This window comes from uncultured Maribacter sp. (genome assembly GCF_947500985.1).
In the GTDB taxonomy this organism is placed as follows: domain Bacteria; phylum Bacteroidota; class Bacteroidia; order Flavobacteriales; family Flavobacteriaceae; genus Maribacter.
In genome coordinates this window covers 300,779-317,590 of record NZ_CANMTX010000004.1, presented here as the reverse complement: position 1 = coordinate 317,590, position 16,812 = coordinate 300,779, and the positions used below count along the sequence as shown (strand labels likewise).

At 35.6% G+C, this 16,812-nt stretch carries 20 protein-coding genes; 18 read left to right on the top strand and 2 right to left on the bottom strand.

Annotated elements, in window-relative coordinates; translation table 11 throughout:
• Nucleotides 1-139 precede the first annotated feature (139 nt).
• From Q0871_RS10710 to Q0871_RS10700, 3 genes are read left to right on the top strand one after another with little or no spacing between them, the layout of a single operon-like run.
• Nucleotides 140-1,213: a YHYH protein gene (locus Q0871_RS10710; RefSeq protein ID WP_299322331.1), complete on the top strand. Its 1,074-nt coding sequence runs from the start codon at nt 140-142 to the stop codon at nt 1,211-1,213.
• Nucleotides 1,203-1,832: a hypothetical protein gene (locus Q0871_RS10705; RefSeq protein WP_299322329.1), complete on the top strand. Its 630-nt coding sequence runs from the start codon at nt 1,203-1,205 to the stop codon at nt 1,830-1,832. The genes Q0871_RS10710 and Q0871_RS10705 overlap by 11 nt, the downstream gene beginning before the upstream one ends.
• Nucleotides 1,829-2,044, top strand: coding sequence for a hypothetical protein (locus Q0871_RS10700; RefSeq protein WP_299322326.1), 216 nt, complete (start codon nt 1,829-1,831; stop codon nt 2,042-2,044). Before Q0871_RS10705 ends, Q0871_RS10700 begins: the two co-directional genes overlap by 4 nt.
• Before the next feature lie 95 nt (nt 2,045-2,139).
• On the opposite strand, the gene Q0871_RS10695 is transcribed toward Q0871_RS10700, so the two are convergent.
• Both Q0871_RS10695 and Q0871_RS10690 read right to left on the bottom strand, forming a co-directional pair.
• Entirely contained in the window at nt 2,140-2,556 is a 417-nt protein-coding gene (locus tag Q0871_RS10695; RefSeq protein ID WP_299322324.1) for a hypothetical protein, read from the bottom strand.
• A 99-nt stretch (nt 2,557-2,655) separates the two neighbouring features.
• Entirely contained in the window at nt 2,656-3,327 is a 672-nt protein-coding gene (locus Q0871_RS10690) for a class I SAM-dependent methyltransferase (RefSeq protein WP_299322321.1), read from the bottom strand.
• A gap of 271 nt (nt 3,328-3,598) precedes the next feature.
• Here Q0871_RS10690 and Q0871_RS10685 point away from each other — a divergent pair, with 271 nt between their 5' ends.
• The 15 genes from Q0871_RS10685 (at nt 3,599) to Q0871_RS10615 (ending at nt 16,766) form a co-directional block, all read left to right on the top strand.
• Nucleotides 3,599-4,060 (top strand): hypothetical protein, encoded by a 462-nt coding sequence (locus tag Q0871_RS10685; RefSeq protein ID WP_299322319.1) that lies wholly within the window; start codon nt 3,599-3,601, stop codon nt 4,058-4,060.
• 10 nt (nt 4,061-4,070) lie between these two features.
• Nucleotides 4,071-4,448, top strand: a complete 378-nt coding sequence (locus tag Q0871_RS10680) for an ester cyclase (protein WP_299322316.1) — start codon at nt 4,071-4,073, stop codon at nt 4,446-4,448.
• Between the two features lie 27 nt (nt 4,449-4,475).
• Nucleotides 4,476-5,258 carry an agmatinase gene (speB, locus tag Q0871_RS10675; protein ID WP_299322311.1) on the top strand — a complete coding sequence of 261 codons (783 nt, stop codon included), beginning with the start codon at nt 4,476-4,478 and terminating at the stop codon, nt 5,256-5,258.
• A 78-nt stretch (nt 5,259-5,336) separates the two neighbouring features.
• Nucleotides 5,337-6,656 (top strand): glycosyltransferase 87 family protein, encoded by a 1,320-nt coding sequence (locus Q0871_RS10670; protein WP_367275141.1) that lies wholly within the window; start codon nt 5,337-5,339, stop codon nt 6,654-6,656.
• Nucleotides 6,657-6,892: 236 nt separating this feature from the next.
• Nucleotides 6,893-7,507, top strand: coding sequence for a GNAT family N-acetyltransferase (locus Q0871_RS10665; protein WP_299322302.1), 615 nt, complete (start codon nt 6,893-6,895; stop codon nt 7,505-7,507).
• Between the two features lie 135 nt (nt 7,508-7,642).
• On the top strand, nt 7,643-8,833 hold the full coding sequence (gene argG, locus Q0871_RS10660) for an argininosuccinate synthase (RefSeq protein ID WP_299322298.1): 1,191 nt from the start codon (nt 7,643-7,645) through the stop codon (nt 8,831-8,833).
• Nucleotides 8,826-9,800, top strand: coding sequence for an N-acetyl-gamma-glutamyl-phosphate reductase (gene argC / locus Q0871_RS10655; RefSeq protein WP_299322293.1), 975 nt, complete (start codon nt 8,826-8,828; stop codon nt 9,798-9,800). The genes argG and argC overlap by 8 nt, the downstream gene beginning before the upstream one ends.
• A 48-nt stretch (nt 9,801-9,848) precedes the next feature.
• Nucleotides 9,849-10,643, top strand: a complete 795-nt coding sequence (gene proC, locus Q0871_RS10650) for a pyrroline-5-carboxylate reductase (RefSeq protein ID WP_299322289.1) — start codon at nt 9,849-9,851, stop codon at nt 10,641-10,643.
• Between the two features lie 39 nt (nt 10,644-10,682).
• The gene (locus Q0871_RS10645; protein ID WP_299322286.1) at nt 10,683-11,807 is read left to right on the top strand and encodes an aminotransferase class III-fold pyridoxal phosphate-dependent enzyme; all 1,125 of its coding nucleotides are present in this window, start codon (nt 10,683-10,685) and stop codon (nt 11,805-11,807) included.
• Complete coding sequence (locus Q0871_RS10640; protein WP_299322282.1) at nt 11,804-13,000, top strand: glutamate-5-semialdehyde dehydrogenase; 1,197 nt, start codon at nt 11,804-11,806, stop codon at nt 12,998-13,000. Before Q0871_RS10645 ends, Q0871_RS10640 begins: the two co-directional genes overlap by 4 nt.
• Before the next feature lie 53 nt (nt 13,001-13,053).
• A complete protein-coding gene (proB, locus tag Q0871_RS10635; protein WP_299322278.1) occupies nt 13,054-13,821 on the top strand; it encodes a glutamate 5-kinase in 768 nt (255 codons plus the stop codon).
• Nucleotides 13,818-14,759, top strand: a complete 942-nt coding sequence (locus tag Q0871_RS10630) for an acetylornithine carbamoyltransferase (protein ID WP_299322273.1) — start codon at nt 13,818-13,820, stop codon at nt 14,757-14,759. Before proB ends, Q0871_RS10630 begins: the two co-directional genes overlap by 4 nt.
• Nucleotides 14,749-14,931, top strand: a complete 183-nt coding sequence (locus Q0871_RS10625) for a hypothetical protein (protein ID WP_299322270.1) — start codon at nt 14,749-14,751, stop codon at nt 14,929-14,931. The genes Q0871_RS10630 and Q0871_RS10625 overlap by 11 nt, the downstream gene beginning before the upstream one ends.
• Nucleotides 14,921-15,700: an acetylglutamate kinase gene (gene argB / locus Q0871_RS10620; RefSeq protein ID WP_299322265.1), complete on the top strand. Its 780-nt coding sequence runs from the start codon at nt 14,921-14,923 to the stop codon at nt 15,698-15,700. The genes Q0871_RS10625 and argB overlap by 11 nt, the downstream gene beginning before the upstream one ends.
• Nucleotide 15,701: 1 nt before the next feature.
• Nucleotides 15,702-16,766, top strand: a complete 1,065-nt coding sequence (locus tag Q0871_RS10615; RefSeq protein WP_299322259.1) for a M20 family metallo-hydrolase — start codon at nt 15,702-15,704, stop codon at nt 16,764-16,766.
• Nucleotides 16,767-16,812 lie beyond the last annotated feature (46 nt).

The following is a 16,812-nucleotide window of genomic DNA, read 5'->3' as shown; positions in this document are numbered from 1 at the left end:
TTTAGATTATTATAAAATTTGAAGTGCTATTCACTAGTAATAATATAAATCAGGCTCTTTTCCGACAGATAAGTTGATACAATAAACGCCAAAACATTAAAATTCTTAACTTTATAGTACTAACCACAAGAAGGCAGTTATGATAAAATATCATCTTAAAATTTTAACGATACCTGTATTACTATTCATTTTTACAGGGTGCAAAGACACAAAATCAAATACCAATACTACAGCAGATACTGAAGTAACCATTTCGGTAAAGAAAGAGAATTTTTTATCTGGCGGATTGGTAGAACCGATTTCTATTGTTAGCAGAGAACTTTCTGATGGTTCAACCGCAGACTGTTATAAAATAGTTGTGACCTCTACACCTACCGATCACGAAATGGGACCATGGTGCCCCGGTAATATTTCTGATGATGCTTCTGCTGGTGGTGTCTGGTTAGAAGGTGGTAAAGTCTATGATGTAGATGGCGAATTTGTAAAAAATCTTAGTACATTTTATGATGATGAAACATGGATGATGTACAATAGCGAAACTGGCGAAATAACAAAAACAAGCACTAAACAAGAATGTGAAGATGCTGCCAACCCTAATGTTGGTGAAGAATATGAGAATTTTTGTGTGGAATGCCTACCATCTTATATAGGTGATATTACGCACACCTATTACATACCTGTTACTCCTAAAAAAGCGGCTAAACCATATGCCTTTTCAAACGGACCTGGTGGCGGACCACCGCCTGGCGGAAGACCAGATGACGGGCATGAAAGACCAGGACCACCAACAAATGGCGGACCAGAAGGTCATGGTGGACCAAATGGGAATTCTACAATGCCTTCTAATAGAGGTTTGGCATTTAATGGTGTTATTTTTAACGCTCCCGCTCCCGTAGATGCCATTTTAGGTGCGTATACCTTAGCTCCTTTTGATGATGCTGGCGGACATATAAATTTAAACGAAGGATATCACTACCATGCTGCTACTGGTATTTCTAAAAAAATTGAGCAGTCAGACAACCATGCTGCTATGATCGGTTATGCTTTTGATGGATATGGCATTTTCGGAAATACTGATGCAGAAGGTAAAGCCTATACAGACCTAGATGACTCTCGTGGTCATTATGATGAAATTAGAGGATATCATTATCACGTAGATAATGCCGGTAATAATAATTTTATTGATGGCTTACGTGGTGAATATGCTTTGTAAAAACACTACTTTAAAAATTATATTTTTCAGTTTGCTATGGGTAAGTACTAATACATTTGCCCATAGTCCTGATTTTTCTAATATCATTATTTCTAAAACTGAAAACGGACAAATTGTTCTTCAAATTAATAGCTCGTTAACGGCTTTTCAACAAGAGATAAATTACGTAAACGGAAAAGGTGCTTACAAATCTCCCAAAGAATTTCAAGAACTCGTACTTCAACTTTTTAAGTCTAGATTCTCTCTTATTCTTAACAACAATGACACTATTAAGTTCAAGAACTCTAAAGTGTTTTTAGGTCATGAAACCAAGATAGTTACCGAAATTATAGGTATTCCAAAAGATGTTAAATCCATTCATCTGAAAAATATAATATTCAAAGACCTACACAATAGCCAATCTGCTGTTATCTTTTTATTGGATGGATTTCCAAAGGAAAAATTCACTTTACAGCGCGATAATAAACACGAACTAAACATTATTTTAGCAGATAAAAAATGGCTCGTGCCAACAGCTATAAATGATCAAACACTCTTGAAGTATTTACCTTATCTGATTACTTTAATAATTGGTGGTCTGCTACTTTTAATTTCTAGAAAAAGAAAATATCAATTATGAAAAAACCAAACACAGTAATCTATATTGCTTTAACCATCGTTGTATTGGGGCTAGTCTTTCAATTTATGGAAATGGGAGTTTTTGGAGAAGACCCCATACCTAATATTACCAAATTCAATCAGCTATTTTTCTGGACCGGAATCCTTGTTTGGGCTCTTGGATATATGCAGCAAGAAGCTGTAAAAAAGAAGGACAGCGAAAATGACCTGTGAACTAAACAACAATCTAAATGGTCTGCTTGTTATGAACTACCACTGTAAAACAAACGAACCTTTCGCTATCCTCTTCTTAAAAAATTTATTCTCGTTTACTTAAATAAACGAATAGAAGATTCTTTTAAATTTAATTTTGCCGGTTGTGGAAACTCAGCATGAACTATCAATACATTTTCATGATGCTGCTCTAGCTCACTCAATACCTTTCTGTTCAATAATAAAATGGTTGAATGACCAAAATGATCTAATTTATCTAGAATAGTTTTCCCATTAAATTCACAAACCCAATGGGTTTCAGACATATTCTCTTCGTAAAATAACTCTAAAGTTGGCACTTGGTAATAGTCATGCTCACCTATACCTTCTAAATCAAAAACCAAACGAAGCAATCCGCTTTCTAAATTTGCACCTTCATTAGAAATTCCTAATTCTTCAAAAGATAATTTACCTGAAGTTGGTTCATTAAATTTAACTTTTATCTCTCCTTTATTTATTTCTACTTTGCTCATCTACGTTTGTTTTTATGATACCATCAAAGCTAGATAACAGCGTGAATTTATAATATGATATTTATCAGGATTGAAAAATTTAATGTTTAAAAACAAGATTTACCTGCAACGATATAAAGTTGTTACAATTACTCCGTTTTCATCAGTAACCGACAATAATTCTCTTTCTTCAATCACCTTAAAATTAAATGGCGCCATCAAAAGATTGATGCCACTCCGCTTTTTTAAACGAGTACCTTGACCTGAGATAATATCCTTATTTGGTATAAAATTACCTTCAGGTAGATGTTCTGTAAGTATTACATATTCATAACCAGCTAATTTAGCAACTACTTGCTTTACTTCATCATTAGAGATGTGCTGCAATACTTGACGAAGAATAGCACAATCTGTATTGGGCAAAGTGTCTTTGGCGACATCTAGACATAGAAATTCCAAATTAGGAGCTTTATATTTCTCTTTGTTACGTTCGATCAATTCTGGAACAATATCCACCGCAATACAATTCTTGGTGTGGTCCACCAATTCTTTTCCCACATTAAAATCCCCGCAACCTAAATCACATATTGAAATTGGTTTTTGCAGCGAGCTTAAAAAGCGAATAATTGCTTGAACATAAGGTGTAATAATTTCTGGTTTATGAGAACCTTCACCAGAGTATAAATCTGAAGTACCACTACCCCACAGATTCTTTTCATAAACCTGCTGCATGGCATCTTTTGTTGGCCATGGTTTTTTGCCTCTGCCTCTTAATTTTTCGTATTTATCCATCATTATCTATCTAAAAAAACATGAACTTTTATCTGTATGCATTAATATAAAGTAAAATAACCAAACGCAATTATTACCTACTTCCTATCCTGAATTCGACTTCAAAGGGCAACAAATGTGAGTCATAAAAAAACTACCACATAAAAAATGAGGTCTTTACAGATTAGAAAATGTATTTTCACTAGCATAAAAATTAAATAAATGGAACAAATAAAAATCATATTCGTTCTTTGGTTTTGAAAACAGTAGAATTGCTTCAGACAAAACCACTGTGACCATTTATCCTGAAAAACACAAAATAGATATTGTTCAAGAAAACATTTTCACAATCATACAAACTGAAAAAGACACTGCTCTTACCTTGGCACAATGGGAGCAATTAGTAAATTGGAAAGAAAACAAACTACCATGGGCCAAAGAATTAGAAAACTTTACCAACAAAGATGTGACGATTGAAAATAACGAAGGGACTATAGAACCACGTATTTCTTTTAATTATACTGACGAAAATGATTTACGCGCCTTGGGTATCTGGTATAATAAAGAAAAGAATCAATATTCTATTAATAACATTCCAAGAGAACATACCACTAGCGAAAACGGTAAATTAGAAGGTAATTATTGGATTTTTGAAGGAAACAGCAAATTTAGCTTCACCAATGAAGCTTTTATTGACCTGCCCAATGAGTTTAAAAAATCAAAACTTCCGATCATTGAAATCTTTGAGGACTAAATTTCAAATTATGGACTTACTGAAAAATAAAGAAAATGCCATCGCATTCTACAAAACAGCTTATTTAGGGCAACCAAAACTGGCGATAGAGAAATATGTAGGTAACGAATATATTCAGCATAACCCGGCGGTAGCGAACGGTACACAGGGCTTTATAGATTACTTTGAACGTATGCAAGAAGGATACCCAGAGAAGTCTATTGAATTTGTACGATGTATTGCCGAAGGTGATTTAGTGGCATTACATACACACCAAATATGGCCTGGTAATGATCAATATATTACTATGGATTTTTTTAGGTTTGACGACAATGGTAAGATTTGTGAACACTGGGATTCTATTCAGCAAATTCCTGAGAAATCTGAGAACCCCAATACGATGTTTTAATTTCAAAATCAAGTAACAACAATACTCATGCACCATATTAATATTCAAGGTTTAAACTGGGATACCAAATCCTCTTTTCAACAAGGTCCAGCAAAAGCTCCTGACCTAATCAGAAAAGCACTGTACAGCGATTCTATGAATCTATGTACCGAATTTGGGGTTTCCATAGAAAATGATGCCATTACCGATAAAGGTGATTTTACCATAAATGAGTATTTTGATATTACAGACATTACCAGAAAGAATATTGAATCTGGCGCTAAACTACTTTCATTAGGCGGTGATCATTCGGTTACCTTCCCTATAATAAAAGCCTTTCATGAGCTCTACCCAAAACTAGACATTCTACATATTGATGCCCATGCAGATCTGTACCATGAGTATGAAGGCGACCCGTATTCTCACGCATGCCCCTTTGCACGCATTATGGAAAATGGTTTTGCTGTAAAATTGGTTCAAGTTGGTATAAGAACTTTGAATCCGCATCAGGCTGCACAGGCAAAAAAGTACAATGTAGAAGTACATGAAATGCGGAACCTTGACTTAAATAACATTCCAATATTTAAAAACCCGTTGTATATAAGCTTAGATATGGATGGCTTTGACCCTGCCTTTGCTCCAGGGGTTTCTCATCACGAGCCAGGCGGACTCTCATCACGCCAAGTTTTAGACTTAATTCATAGTATAGATACTGAAATAGTCGGTGCAGATATTGTAGAATACAACCCTGATCGTGATTTTCACGACATGACAGCCTACCTCGCTGCAAAAATGATGAAAGAACTTATTGGTAAAATGATGGAAGGTTAAAACATATTTCAATAAAAACCATTAAATTGACCTGTTACTAAACCCAAACCCGTAATGCCGTTTTCCTTTAAAAATTTTTTGAAACTCCATAAGGTTTCCTTGATATTGGCGGTATTGAGTTTTGTATTCTATTACACCTTTGCATATCACTTGCAGAGAACAGATTTCATAAAACTGCTTACACTCTTTGTTGCACTTTTCTTTTTCTGTTTTAAACTTATACAGTTCGAAAAACTCAACTTTAGATTTCTACTGGGTATAGGAGTAATTTTTAGGCTTATTTTTCTCTGTATAGAACCAAATCTATCTCAAGATTTTTATCGTTTTATTTGGGACGGGCACTTGGTCTTTAGCGGCGCCAACCCCTATTTACACACACCAGATCAGTTAATGGAAAACATGGTATCTATGATACCAAATGCCAATATTCTATATGAAGGCATGGGCAGTTTAAGTGCGCGGCATTATAGTAATTACCCACCTTTGAACCAGCTTGTTTTTGCAATTGCCGCATTCGTAGGCGGTAAGAGTATTTTTGGATCACTATTAACAATGCGAGTAATCATTATACTTGCCGATATCGGTATATTCTATTTTGGTAGAAAGTTGCTAAAAAATCTGAACAGATCTCCGCATTTAATATTTTGGTACTTTTTAAATCCGCTTGTAATTGTAGAGCTTACCGGTAATCTTCATTTTGAGGGGGTGATGCTGTTTTTCTTTATCCTAGCTATGTTTTTATTATCTATAGATAAATGGAAAACTGCAGGTATAGTTATAGCTTGTTCTATTTCAATAAAGCTCGTACCCCTATTATTTTTACCTCTTTTCTTTAAGTACTTAGGATGGAAAAAAAGCATCATTTTTTACGCTATCATTGGCATAACATCAATTGTTCTTTTTCTACCATTTAATACCCCAGAATTTATAGACAATTATTCTAAAACTATAAAACTATGGTTTTCTAATTTTGAATTCAATGCCAGTATCTATAACATCGCTAAAAAAACTGCCATACATTTTGATGCAAAGCCGTGGGAATTTATTAAAGAATATGGAAAAATTACACCGTTACTTACCATAGCCACCGTAGGTCTGTTTACATTTTTACCAAAAAGGTATGACTTAAACAGAGTGATCTGGTCTATGATGTGGGTATTGACTATCTATTATTTTATATCTACTACTGTACACCCTTGGTACGCCATTTTTCTGGTGTTGCTTTCTATTTTCACAACCTATAGATATGCCATCATTTGGTCTGCAGCCATTGTACTGAGCTACTTCGCTTATTCTCAGTCAGATTTCAAAGAGAATCTATGGTTACTTACCATTGAGTATATTTCAGTGTACGGCTTCATTATTTATGAAATTATTGCACATAATAACAAAAAGTGAAGTTTTTGTAAAAATTATAGGTTGTGTGATGTCAAATAAATATAATTTGTACATTTGCCCTGTAATGAACGAAAAAAACTACTTTCTAAATAGTACCGTGAGCACAGTTGCTCTTGCGCGTCCGTTCACATCTCGCCGTCGCCGCCCGTAAGGGTAAGATATAATTATGGAATTAGGTGAGTCCATTTCCGCACAACAAATCAAAACTTTTTTTACACTTTTAAATCTAACTGGCAATGAACTTAATTGTTGCTAACGAATCACATTTTAAATACGCTCAGGATATTTGCGATACAATAGCTGATTCTGCTAAAGTACGTGGTACTGGTATTGCGAAACGTACCCCGGAATATATTCAGAGAAAACTCTCTAACGGCAATGCTATATTAGCTTTGGACGGAGAAAAATTTGCAGGGTTCTGTTATATTGAAATTTGGGGACACGAGAAATTTGTGGCCAACTCCGGACTCATAGTACACCCAGACTACAGAGGTCAGGGACTTGCCAAGAGAATAAAAGCTAAGATTTTTGACCTTAGTAGAGAGAAATTTCCAGATGCTAAAATATTTGGAATCACTACTGGTTTAGCAGTTATGAAAATCAATAATGACCTTGGTTATAAACCTGTAACATTCTCTGAACTTACAGATGACCCAGAATTCTGGAAAGGCTGCCAAACCTGTAAAAACTTTGATATTCTTACAAGAACAGAACAAAAAATGTGTTTATGCACAGGTATGCTTTATGATGGCGCTACCAAGAAAAAAACCGAAGACTCAAACGAAATGAACGGCAAGGCTTTTACAAGATTAAAAAGTATTAAAGAGAGTTTGTTTCTTAAAAAGAAGTAACAAGTATAGAATATAGAACAATAAAAATATGAGCTGAATGCTGAAGGTTTTTCAACCTTTTTTCTAACATCTCTTTTCTAAACACTATCAAAAAAACAATAATTACCCGGCATCACCGGATTTGAACATTTTACAATGAAAAAATTAGTACTAGCATACAGCGGCGGATTAGATACATCTTATTGCGCTAAACATTTATCAAAAGACAAAGGGTTTGAAGTTCATGCAGTAAGTGTAAACACTGGCGGATTTTCTTCGGATGAAATAAAAGAAATCGAGAAAAAAGCAATCGAATTAGGTGCAACATCATATACCTCAATCGATGCCGTACAGACCTTTTATGACAAAGTAGTAAAGTACCTTATTTTTGGTAATGTATTAAAAAATAATACCTACCCACTTTCTGTAAGTGCAGAACGTATTGTACAGGCTATTGAGATTGTAAATTACGCTAAAAAAGTAGGTGCAGATTACATCGCTCACGGTAGTACAGGTGCTGGTAATGACCAAGTTCGTTTCGATATGATTTTTCAAATCATTGCACCAGAAATTGAAATCATCACTCCTATTAGAGATAATAAATTAGCAAGAGAAGAAGAGATTGCATACCTAAAAGAAAACGGAGTCGATTACCCTTGGGAGAAAGCTAAATACTCTATCAACAGAGGTCTATGGGGAACATCTGTAGGTGGCGAAGAAACTTTAACTTCAGATAAAGCCTTGCCAGATAGTGCTTACCCAAGCCAGTTACAAGAAAAGAACCCTACGGACGTAAAACTGACTTTCGAAAAAGGTGAGCTGATTGCCATTGATGGAATAAAAGATACTCCTGTTGCTAATATTGAAAAGTTAGAAGCGTTAGCCTCTAAATATGCTATTGGTAGAGATATTCATGTAGGCGATACTATTATAGGCACTAAGGGAAGAGTTGGTTTTGAAGCTCCTGCTTCATTAATCATCATAAAAGCACACCACTTATTAGAGAAGCATACGCTTACAAAATGGCAACAATACCAAAAAGAACAACAAGGTAATTTCTACGGAATGTTATTGCATGAAGGTAACTACCTAGATCCTGTAATGAGAAACATAGAAACTTTCTTGACCGACACCCAAAAAACAGTTTCTGGCGATGTATTCGTTGGCTTATACCCTTTTCAATTTAGATTACATGGTATTTCATCTAAACATGATTTAATGACAGATGCCTTTGGTAAATACGGTGAAGTCAATAAAGGTTGGACTGCAGATGATGCTAAGGGCTTTATAAAAATACTTTCTAATTCAGGAAAGATATATAACCATGTAAACGGAAACAATGATTAAAGCAGGTATTATTGGCGGTTCTGGTTATACAGGTGGGGAACTTATTCGAATTCTATTGAACCATCCGGCAACGGAAATAGATTTTGTTTTCAGTACTACTAGAGCAGGTAAAAAGGTAACTACTGCACACCCGGATTTACTAGGTACTACAGACCTTGAATTTACAGGTGATGTGAATTTAGATGTGAATGTTGTTTTTCTATGTTTAGGTCATGGTAACTCTACGGCTTTTTTAAAGGAACATAGCTTTTCTACAGATACTATTATCATCGATTTAAGTAATGATTTCAGACTTGATGCCGATGCTGATTTTGAAGGAAAGCACTTTGTATACGGATTACCTGAATTGAACAAAAGCAACATAGAGAACGCAAAATACATCGCCAACCCTGGTTGTTTTGCCACTGCTATTCAACTAGCGTTGCTGCCATTAGCAAAAGCAAATCTACTGGAAAATGAAGTACATATAAATGCCGTAACTGGCAGTACAGGAGCAGGTGTTAGTCCGTCTGCAACTTCTCACTTTTCATGGAGAAATAATAATGTAAGCTGGTACAAGCCTTTTACCCATCAACATTTAGGTGAAATTAACGAAAGCTTACATTCACTTCAAGAGAATACGGGCAACTTATTTTTCATGCCCAATAGAGGGAATTTCACTCGTGGAATTTTAGCGACTTCTTATACCAAATTTGAAGGCAGTTTAGAAGATGCCAAAAAAATCTATCAAGAGTTTTATAAAGACACCATGTTTACCCAAATATCAGATGAACCTATCAACCTGAAACAGGTGGTAAACACCAATCAATGCCATATTCATTTACATAAACACGATGATATTTTATTGATTACATCAGCAATTGACAACCTCTTAAAAGGTGCATCTGGGCAAGCGGTTCAGAATATGAATTTAATTTTTGGATTAGAAGAAAATTTAGGCTTGAACCTAAAAGCAGGTGTCTTTTAGAAACAATGTAAAAAGTACTATGCAATTGGTACAAGAAAAATATAAAACATGAAAATAGCGATTATAGGTGCAGGTAATTTAGGACTTTCTATAGCAAACGGAATTCTAAAAAGTAATGGTGCCACTAGCATGTACCTTACTAAAAGAGACATCAAATCTATTGCTGATTTTGAAAAATTTGACAAGGTTACCGTCACAAACGATAATCGTTTGGCGGTACAAAATTCAGACATTCTAATATTTGCGGTACAACCCGTTCATTTTGCTGCAATCTTAGAAAGTGTAAAAGATTTATTGACCGAAAATCATGTGATTATATCTACGATAACAGGTTTTGGAATCGAAAAAATAGAGGCAGTTATAGGTAAGGATAATTACATTGTTAGAAGTATGCCAAATACAGCAATCTCAGTTGGTAAATCTATGACCTGTATTTGTAGTAATGAAAAAGGGAAAAAACGTATAGATCTCACAAAGGCAATTTTCAACAGAATGGGACATTCTATGGAAATACCTGAAAGTCAAATGCAAGCTGCAACAGTTATTTGCGCAAGCGGTGTAGCTTTTTGGATGCGTCTAATTCGTGCAACCACGCAAGGTGCCATACAATTAGGTTTTGATGCCAAAGAGGCTCAAGAACTAGCTATGCATACCTGTAATGGTGCTGCAAGCTTATTAATAGATTCTGGCAATCACCCTGAAGAAGAAATAGATCGCGTAACTACACCAATGGGCTGTACCATAACCGGTCTAAATGAAATGGAGCACCAAGGTTTAAGCTCTTCTTTAATACGCGGCATTATCGCCTCTTACGATAAGATTACTGAATTTAAGACGAAGTAATACAAACCAATTCACTATTAAAATTGATTCTATTGACTTATGAAATTATTTGACGTTTACCCACTATATAATGTTACTCCCGTTTCCGCAAAAGGTATTGTGGTTACCGATGACAAAGGTCAAGACTATTTAGACTTTTACGGGGGGCATGCCGTAATATCTATTGGACATTCGCACCCACATTATGTGGAGCGCCTAAAAAATCAATTAGATAAAATCGGATTTTATAGTAATGCTGTTCAAAATCCGCTTCAAGTAGAATTAGCCGAAAAATTAGGTGTCGCTTCTGGATGTGAACATTACAATCTATTTCTGTGTAATTCTGGTGCTGAAGCTAATGAGAATGCGCTTAAAATGGCATCTTTTGTTACTGGTAAATCTAAAGTTATCGCTTTTAATAATGGTTTTCATGGGCGAACTTCTGCTGCAGTAGCGGCAACTGACAATCCGTCTATAAATGCTGAAATCAATCAGCAGCATGAGGTGGTTTTTCTAGACCTGAACGATATCAAAGGCTTTGAACGAGAAATTTCAAAGAATGTCTGTGCCGTTATTATTGAATCTATACAAGGTGTAGGCGGATTAGATGAGCCTACTACTGAGTTCTTACAACAAGTGGCAGCGCTATGTAAAGAAAATGACGCTTTATTAATAGCCGATGAGGTGCAATGCGGATTTGGTAGAAGTGGTAAATTCTTCGGATTTCAACATCACAATATAAAACCTGATATTATCAGCATTGCAAAAGGAATGGGTAACGGTTTTCCTGTAGGTGGCGTTCTTATACACGAAAGTATAAAAGCAAAATACGGAATGTTAGGAACTACTTTTGGTGGAAACCACCTCGCATGTGCAGCTACAATGGCAGTTTTAGAAGTTATTGAAAAAGAAAACTTAATTGCCAATGCCGAAGAACTAGGAGTTTATTTCAATAAAAAGGCTAAAGAAATTCCGCAAGTAAAAAGAGTAAAAGGCAGAGGCTTAATGCTCGGACTAGAGTTCGATTTTCAAGTTGCTGATCTACGCAAAAAATTAATTCATGAGCACCATCTTTTTACCGGTGGAGCGAAAGACAAAACGGTACTTAGAATACTACCTGCATTGAATATTACAAAACAAGATTTAGACGTGTTTTTCACCGCTCTTAAGACTGCTTTATCATGATAAAAACGCTCAATTTAGAAAAAAGAAATGCCGTTCTAAAACGTATGGCAGAATTGGTTCAACAAGAAGAATCTATTTTAATATCTGCAAATGAGAAAGATATAAATTCTTTCGAATCTGCCGACATCGCAATGATTGACCGATTAAAGGTGGATAAAGATAAGGTAAGAGAAATGGCTTCTTCCTTAAAAAAGTTAGCAGCTCTACCAGACCCTTTGCATGTAGAACGTTTTCAATTTACGCATGACAACGGTTTAGAAATCAGTAATAAAACGGCTCCGTTCGGCACTATCATGATCATTTATGAATCTAGACCAGACGTAACAATTGAAGCTGCGGGTATTGCTTTTAAATCTGGAAATAAGATTTTATTAAAAGGCGGCAAAGAATCGTTGAACTCGAATTTGGTTTTGGTCAATTTGTGGCATAAAGCTTTAGAATCTTGTGACTGTTCTGAGGATTGGATTACGTACTTAAATTATTCAAGAACAGAAACACAGCAGTTTCTTGAAAATCCTACCCAAAAATTAGATTTGATTGTTCCACGTGGTGGCGAAAAATTGATTGCTTTCGTAAAGCAACATGCTCAGTGCCCTGTAATTGTTAGTGGTCGTGGAAACAACTTTGTATATGTTTCTCATGAAGCAGATCTACAAATGGCTTTAGACGTAATTGTCAATGCCAAGACCACTAAAATATCTGCATGTAATGCGGTGGACAAAGTCATTATTTCTAGAGATTTACCTCGTAAGGCTGAATTTCTAAGTCACTTGATTCAAACTTTAAAAAAACATAATGTTGAAATTCTAACCGATGCCAAACTAGCCGGTATGGATGGTACTTCTCAAATGGAAAATGAGTCGGTATGGTATGAAGAATTTTTAGATTATAAAATTGTCATTGGGCAGGTGCCCGATGTTGATGAGGCTATACAATTAATCAACACCTACGGTGGCGGACATTCAGCTGCTATCATCACAAAAGACGAAGAAGAGGCAGATATTTTTATGCAATCTGTAGATACTGCGGCTGTGTACCATAATGCATCTACCCGTTTTACTGATGGTGGACAATTTGGATTAGGTGGCGAACTAGCAATAAGTACTGACAAATTACACCAACGCGGACCAATTGGCTTGCAGCATTTGGTTACCAATAAATGGTACGTAAAAGGGAATGGACAGATTAGATAGTTAGGAGTTAGGAGTTAGGAAGAAATAGTTATCCTGACAAAAAGGAAACAAGCATGTTGAAAAAGAGAATTTTATTAAAATTAGGTTCTAATACCTTAACCAAGGACACTGACCATATCTCTCGTGGTAAAATCGAAGATATTGGTAGGCAAATAGCAGCTTTAAAAGACCAATATGAATTCATCATTGTAAGTTCTGGTGCTATTGCGGCAGCAAAGCAATTCGTAAAATTGGAACATAATGGTGAAGAAATCAATGTAAAACAGGCATTGGCATCTATAGGTCAGCCCCACTTAATGCGTATTTTTCAAGAGAATTTTAGGGAGCTTGGGCTTTTTACATCACAGTGTTTACTATCGTATTCCGACTTTGAAAAAGAGCAAACTAGGGTGAATATTAAAAATACAATCAACGTTCTTGTCGCTAATAATTTCATCCCTATCATTAACGAAAATGATACCGTTGCAACAGATGAAATTAAGTTTGGTGACAACGATAAATTAGCAGGATTAACAGCCTCTCTTTTATCTGCAGATATTCTAATTATTGCTACCAATACTGATGGTATTTATACGAAGTCATCCTTATCGACTGCTACACCAAAAACAATTGAAACAGTATCGGATCTCAGCATCCTATTAAAAGAAATTGGTGAATCTAAATCCACACATGGCACTGGCGGAATGCAATCTAAAATAGATGCAGCAACTATTGCCCAAAAAGCAGGTATTGAAACTTGGATCACAAATGGTTTAAAAGATCACTTCATTATCGACGCCATTGATAACAAAAGCACATTTACTAAAATTAAAGCATCATGAATTACCTTTCTATAAATGATATAGACTCTTTATCTACTTGGGTAAAAGAAGCTATATCGCTTAAAAAACAACCTAAAAAATTTAAAGCTTTAGGTAGTGACAAAACTATCGGACTCCTATTTTTCAACAACTCGCTACGTACACGTTTAAGTACTCAAAAAGCGGCAATGAATTTAGGTATGGAAGTTATTGTTATGAACTTTGGTAGTGAAGGTTGGGCTTTAGAATATGCCGATGGTACTGTTATGGATCAAGGTACCTCTGAACATATAAAAGAAGCTGCACAGGTAATTTCTCAATATTGTGATATCATTGCCATTCGTGCTTTTGCAGGTTTGAAAGACAAAGAGTTGGACGAAGCCGAGGAAGTTTTAAACGGATTTAAAACATACGCATCTGTACCTATCGTAAATATGGAGAGTTCTGTTGGGCATCCTTTACAGGCACTAACCGATGCCATTACTTTAGAAGAACATAACTTTAAGAACAACCCAAAGGTAGTTTTGTCATGGGCACCACACCCTAGGGCCTTACCACAAGCGGTTGCCAATTCATTTATACAAATGATGCAAAAGCAAAATGCTGAATTTGTAATTACACATCCTGAAGGTTATGAACTAGATTCTAATATTACCAAAGATTCTAAGATTGAATATGATCAAGAAAAGGCGCTAGAAAATGCCGATTTTGTTTATGTAAAAAACTGGAGCAGTTATACTGATTACGGTCAAATAAAATCTCAAGATACCAATTGGCAAATGACCCTAAAAAAATTAGGAAAGGCTAAATTTATGCATTGTCTTCCGGTGCGTAGAAATGTAGTGGTTGCCGATGAAGTTTTAGATAGTGAGCAATCATTGGTCATTGAACAAGCGAATAACAGAACATACGCAGCACAATTGGTTCTAAAGAAAATACTGGAAAGCAATGAAAATTAATAAATGGATTTATATCGGCATCGCATTATTTGCACTTATTTTATTTGTAGCAAATATGGTCGATATTGATCATAGTACCGCACATTGGAAAACATATATGGGTCCGGTTAGTAACATTATTCTTATCGTTGCCATGGTACTCATGTTCAAATTTTCTGACGATGAAAAATAAACTAAGCGTTGTGAAAATTGGCGGTAATGTCATTGAGGATGAAAAAGCTTTAGCAATTTTTCTTACTGCATTTGCCAAACTAGACGGACTAAAAATTTTAGTACATGGTGGCGGAAAATTAGCTACCCAACTAGCCACTAAACTAGGTATTGAATCTAAAATGATTGATGGCAGACGTATTACCGATGCCGAAACTGTCGATATAATTACTATGGTTTACGGTGGATTGGCAAACAAGAAAATCGTTGCTCAGCTTCAAGCAAAAAATATTAATGCCATCGGGTTAAGCGGTGCTGATGGTGATAGCATACAGGCACATAAACGCCCCGTAAAAGAAATAGACTACGGATTTGTCGGTGATATTGACGGCATAAATTCTGAACTAATCAGCAATCTCCTATCCATCAAACTCACGCCTATTTTCTGTGCGCTATCGCACGATGGTGCCGGACAATTACTAAATACCAATGCAGATACCATAGCATCTGAAATTGCAATCGGTATGGCATCAACCTATGAAACTACCCTTTATTACTGCTTTGAGAAAAAAGGGGTTCTAATGGATATTAACGATGACAATAGCGTTGTAAAAAATATTAATACAACTACATACAAAGAACTTTTATCAGCAGGAATAATTGCTGATGGCATGTTACCTAAACTTCACAATTGCTTTCATGCATTGAACAATACTGTTAAAAAAGTATGTTTGGGCGATGTAACCATGTTAGATAAAAACACCGAACTGTTCACTACGATAACCCTATAGAATGAACCAAACAGAACTAACAGAAAATGCGATAGCATTATTAAAGGAACTAATTTCAATAGAATCTTTTTCTAAGGAAGAAGACAAAACTGCTGATGCTATACAAGCTTGGTTGGCAAAATACGATATCCCTACAGAAAGGGACCTCAACAATATTATTGCGAAGAATAAATTTTGGGACAATTCTAAACCTACCCTACTTTTAAACTCGCATCACGATACCGTTAAGCCTAATAAAGCCTATACTAAAGACCCTTTTTTGCCCCATATTGAAGATGGTAAATTATTCGGATTAGGAAGTAATGATGCAGGCGGACCTTTAGTGTCTCTTTTAGCAACTTTTGTGAACTATTACAATGATGAAAACCTCAGCCATAATATTCTTATGGTCGCTTCTGCAGAAGAAGAAAATGCAGGTGAAAATAGCTTACGCGGGCTGTTACCTAAATTACCACATATTGATGTAGCTATAGTTGGCGAACCTACTTTAATGCAATTGGCTATTGCTGAAAAAGGGCTGGTTGTATTTGATGCTGTGGTAAAAGGTACTCCGTCGCACGCTGCACATCCAAACAATGATAATTCCATTTACAACTCTATTAAAGTTTTAGAATGGTTTAAGAACTACACATTCGACAAATCATCTGAAGCCTTGGGAGATGTAAAAATGACCGTTACTCAAATTAGTGCAGGATCACAACACAATGTGGTGCCAGCTCAAGTTGATATGGTAGTTGATGTTCGTGTAAATGACGCCTATAGCAACAAAGAAATTGCAGATTTACTAAAGAAGAATGCGCCATGCGAATTAAAGGAGCGATCTTTACGCCTCAATTCGTCGAAAATAGATAAAGACCATCCGTTAGTAAAATCGGGTATTGCATTAGGCAGAACAACCTATGGTTCACCTACACTCTCTGATCAAGCAGCATTAAGTTGCCAGTCATTGAAACTAGGGCCTGGTGACAGCACACGCTCTCACTCAGCCAATGAATTTATCTATGTACATGAAATTGAAGAAGGCATAGATTTGTATATTAAAATATTAAAAGGCTTCATGCACTAAGCGTGCGGCTAATTATAAAATTAATTATCATTATTAAGTTTTGAAC

Coding starts and splice junctions, on each gene's coding strand:
- Q0871_RS10710 (WP_299322331.1), top strand. CDS start 140: ATGATAAAATATCATCTTAAAATTTTAACGATACCTGTATTACTATTC.
- Q0871_RS10705 (WP_299322329.1), top strand. CDS start 1,203: ATGCTTTGTAAAAACACTACTTTAAAAATTATATTTTTCAGTTTGCTA.
- Q0871_RS10700 (WP_299322326.1), top strand. CDS start 1,829: ATGAAAAAACCAAACACAGTAATCTATATTGCTTTAACCATCGTTGTA.
- Q0871_RS10695 (WP_299322324.1), bottom strand. CDS start 2,556: ATGAGCAAAGTAGAAATAAATAAAGGAGAGATAAAAGTTAAATTTAAT.
- Q0871_RS10690 (WP_299322321.1), bottom strand. CDS start 3,327: ATGGATAAATACGAAAAATTAAGAGGCAGAGGCAAAAAACCATGGCCA.
- Q0871_RS10680 (WP_299322316.1), top strand. CDS start 4,071: ATGGACTTACTGAAAAATAAAGAAAATGCCATCGCATTCTACAAAACA.
- speB (WP_299322311.1), top strand. CDS start 4,476: ATGCACCATATTAATATTCAAGGTTTAAACTGGGATACCAAATCCTCT.
- Q0871_RS10665 (WP_299322302.1), top strand. CDS start 6,893: ATGAACTTAATTGTTGCTAACGAATCACATTTTAAATACGCTCAGGAT.
- argG (WP_299322298.1), top strand. CDS start 7,643: ATGAAAAAATTAGTACTAGCATACAGCGGCGGATTAGATACATCTTAT.
- argC (WP_299322293.1), top strand. CDS start 8,826: ATGATTAAAGCAGGTATTATTGGCGGTTCTGGTTATACAGGTGGGGAA.
- proC (WP_299322289.1), top strand. CDS start 9,849: ATGAAAATAGCGATTATAGGTGCAGGTAATTTAGGACTTTCTATAGCA.
- Q0871_RS10645 (WP_299322286.1), top strand. CDS start 10,683: ATGAAATTATTTGACGTTTACCCACTATATAATGTTACTCCCGTTTCC.
- Q0871_RS10640 (WP_299322282.1), top strand. CDS start 11,804: ATGATAAAAACGCTCAATTTAGAAAAAAGAAATGCCGTTCTAAAACGT.
- proB (WP_299322278.1), top strand. CDS start 13,054: ATGTTGAAAAAGAGAATTTTATTAAAATTAGGTTCTAATACCTTAACC.
- Q0871_RS10630 (WP_299322273.1), top strand. CDS start 13,818: ATGAATTACCTTTCTATAAATGATATAGACTCTTTATCTACTTGGGTA.
- Q0871_RS10625 (WP_299322270.1), top strand. CDS start 14,749: ATGAAAATTAATAAATGGATTTATATCGGCATCGCATTATTTGCACTT.
- argB (WP_299322265.1), top strand. CDS start 14,921: ATGAAAAATAAACTAAGCGTTGTGAAAATTGGCGGTAATGTCATTGAG.
- Q0871_RS10615 (WP_299322259.1), top strand. CDS start 15,702: ATGAACCAAACAGAACTAACAGAAAATGCGATAGCATTATTAAAGGAA.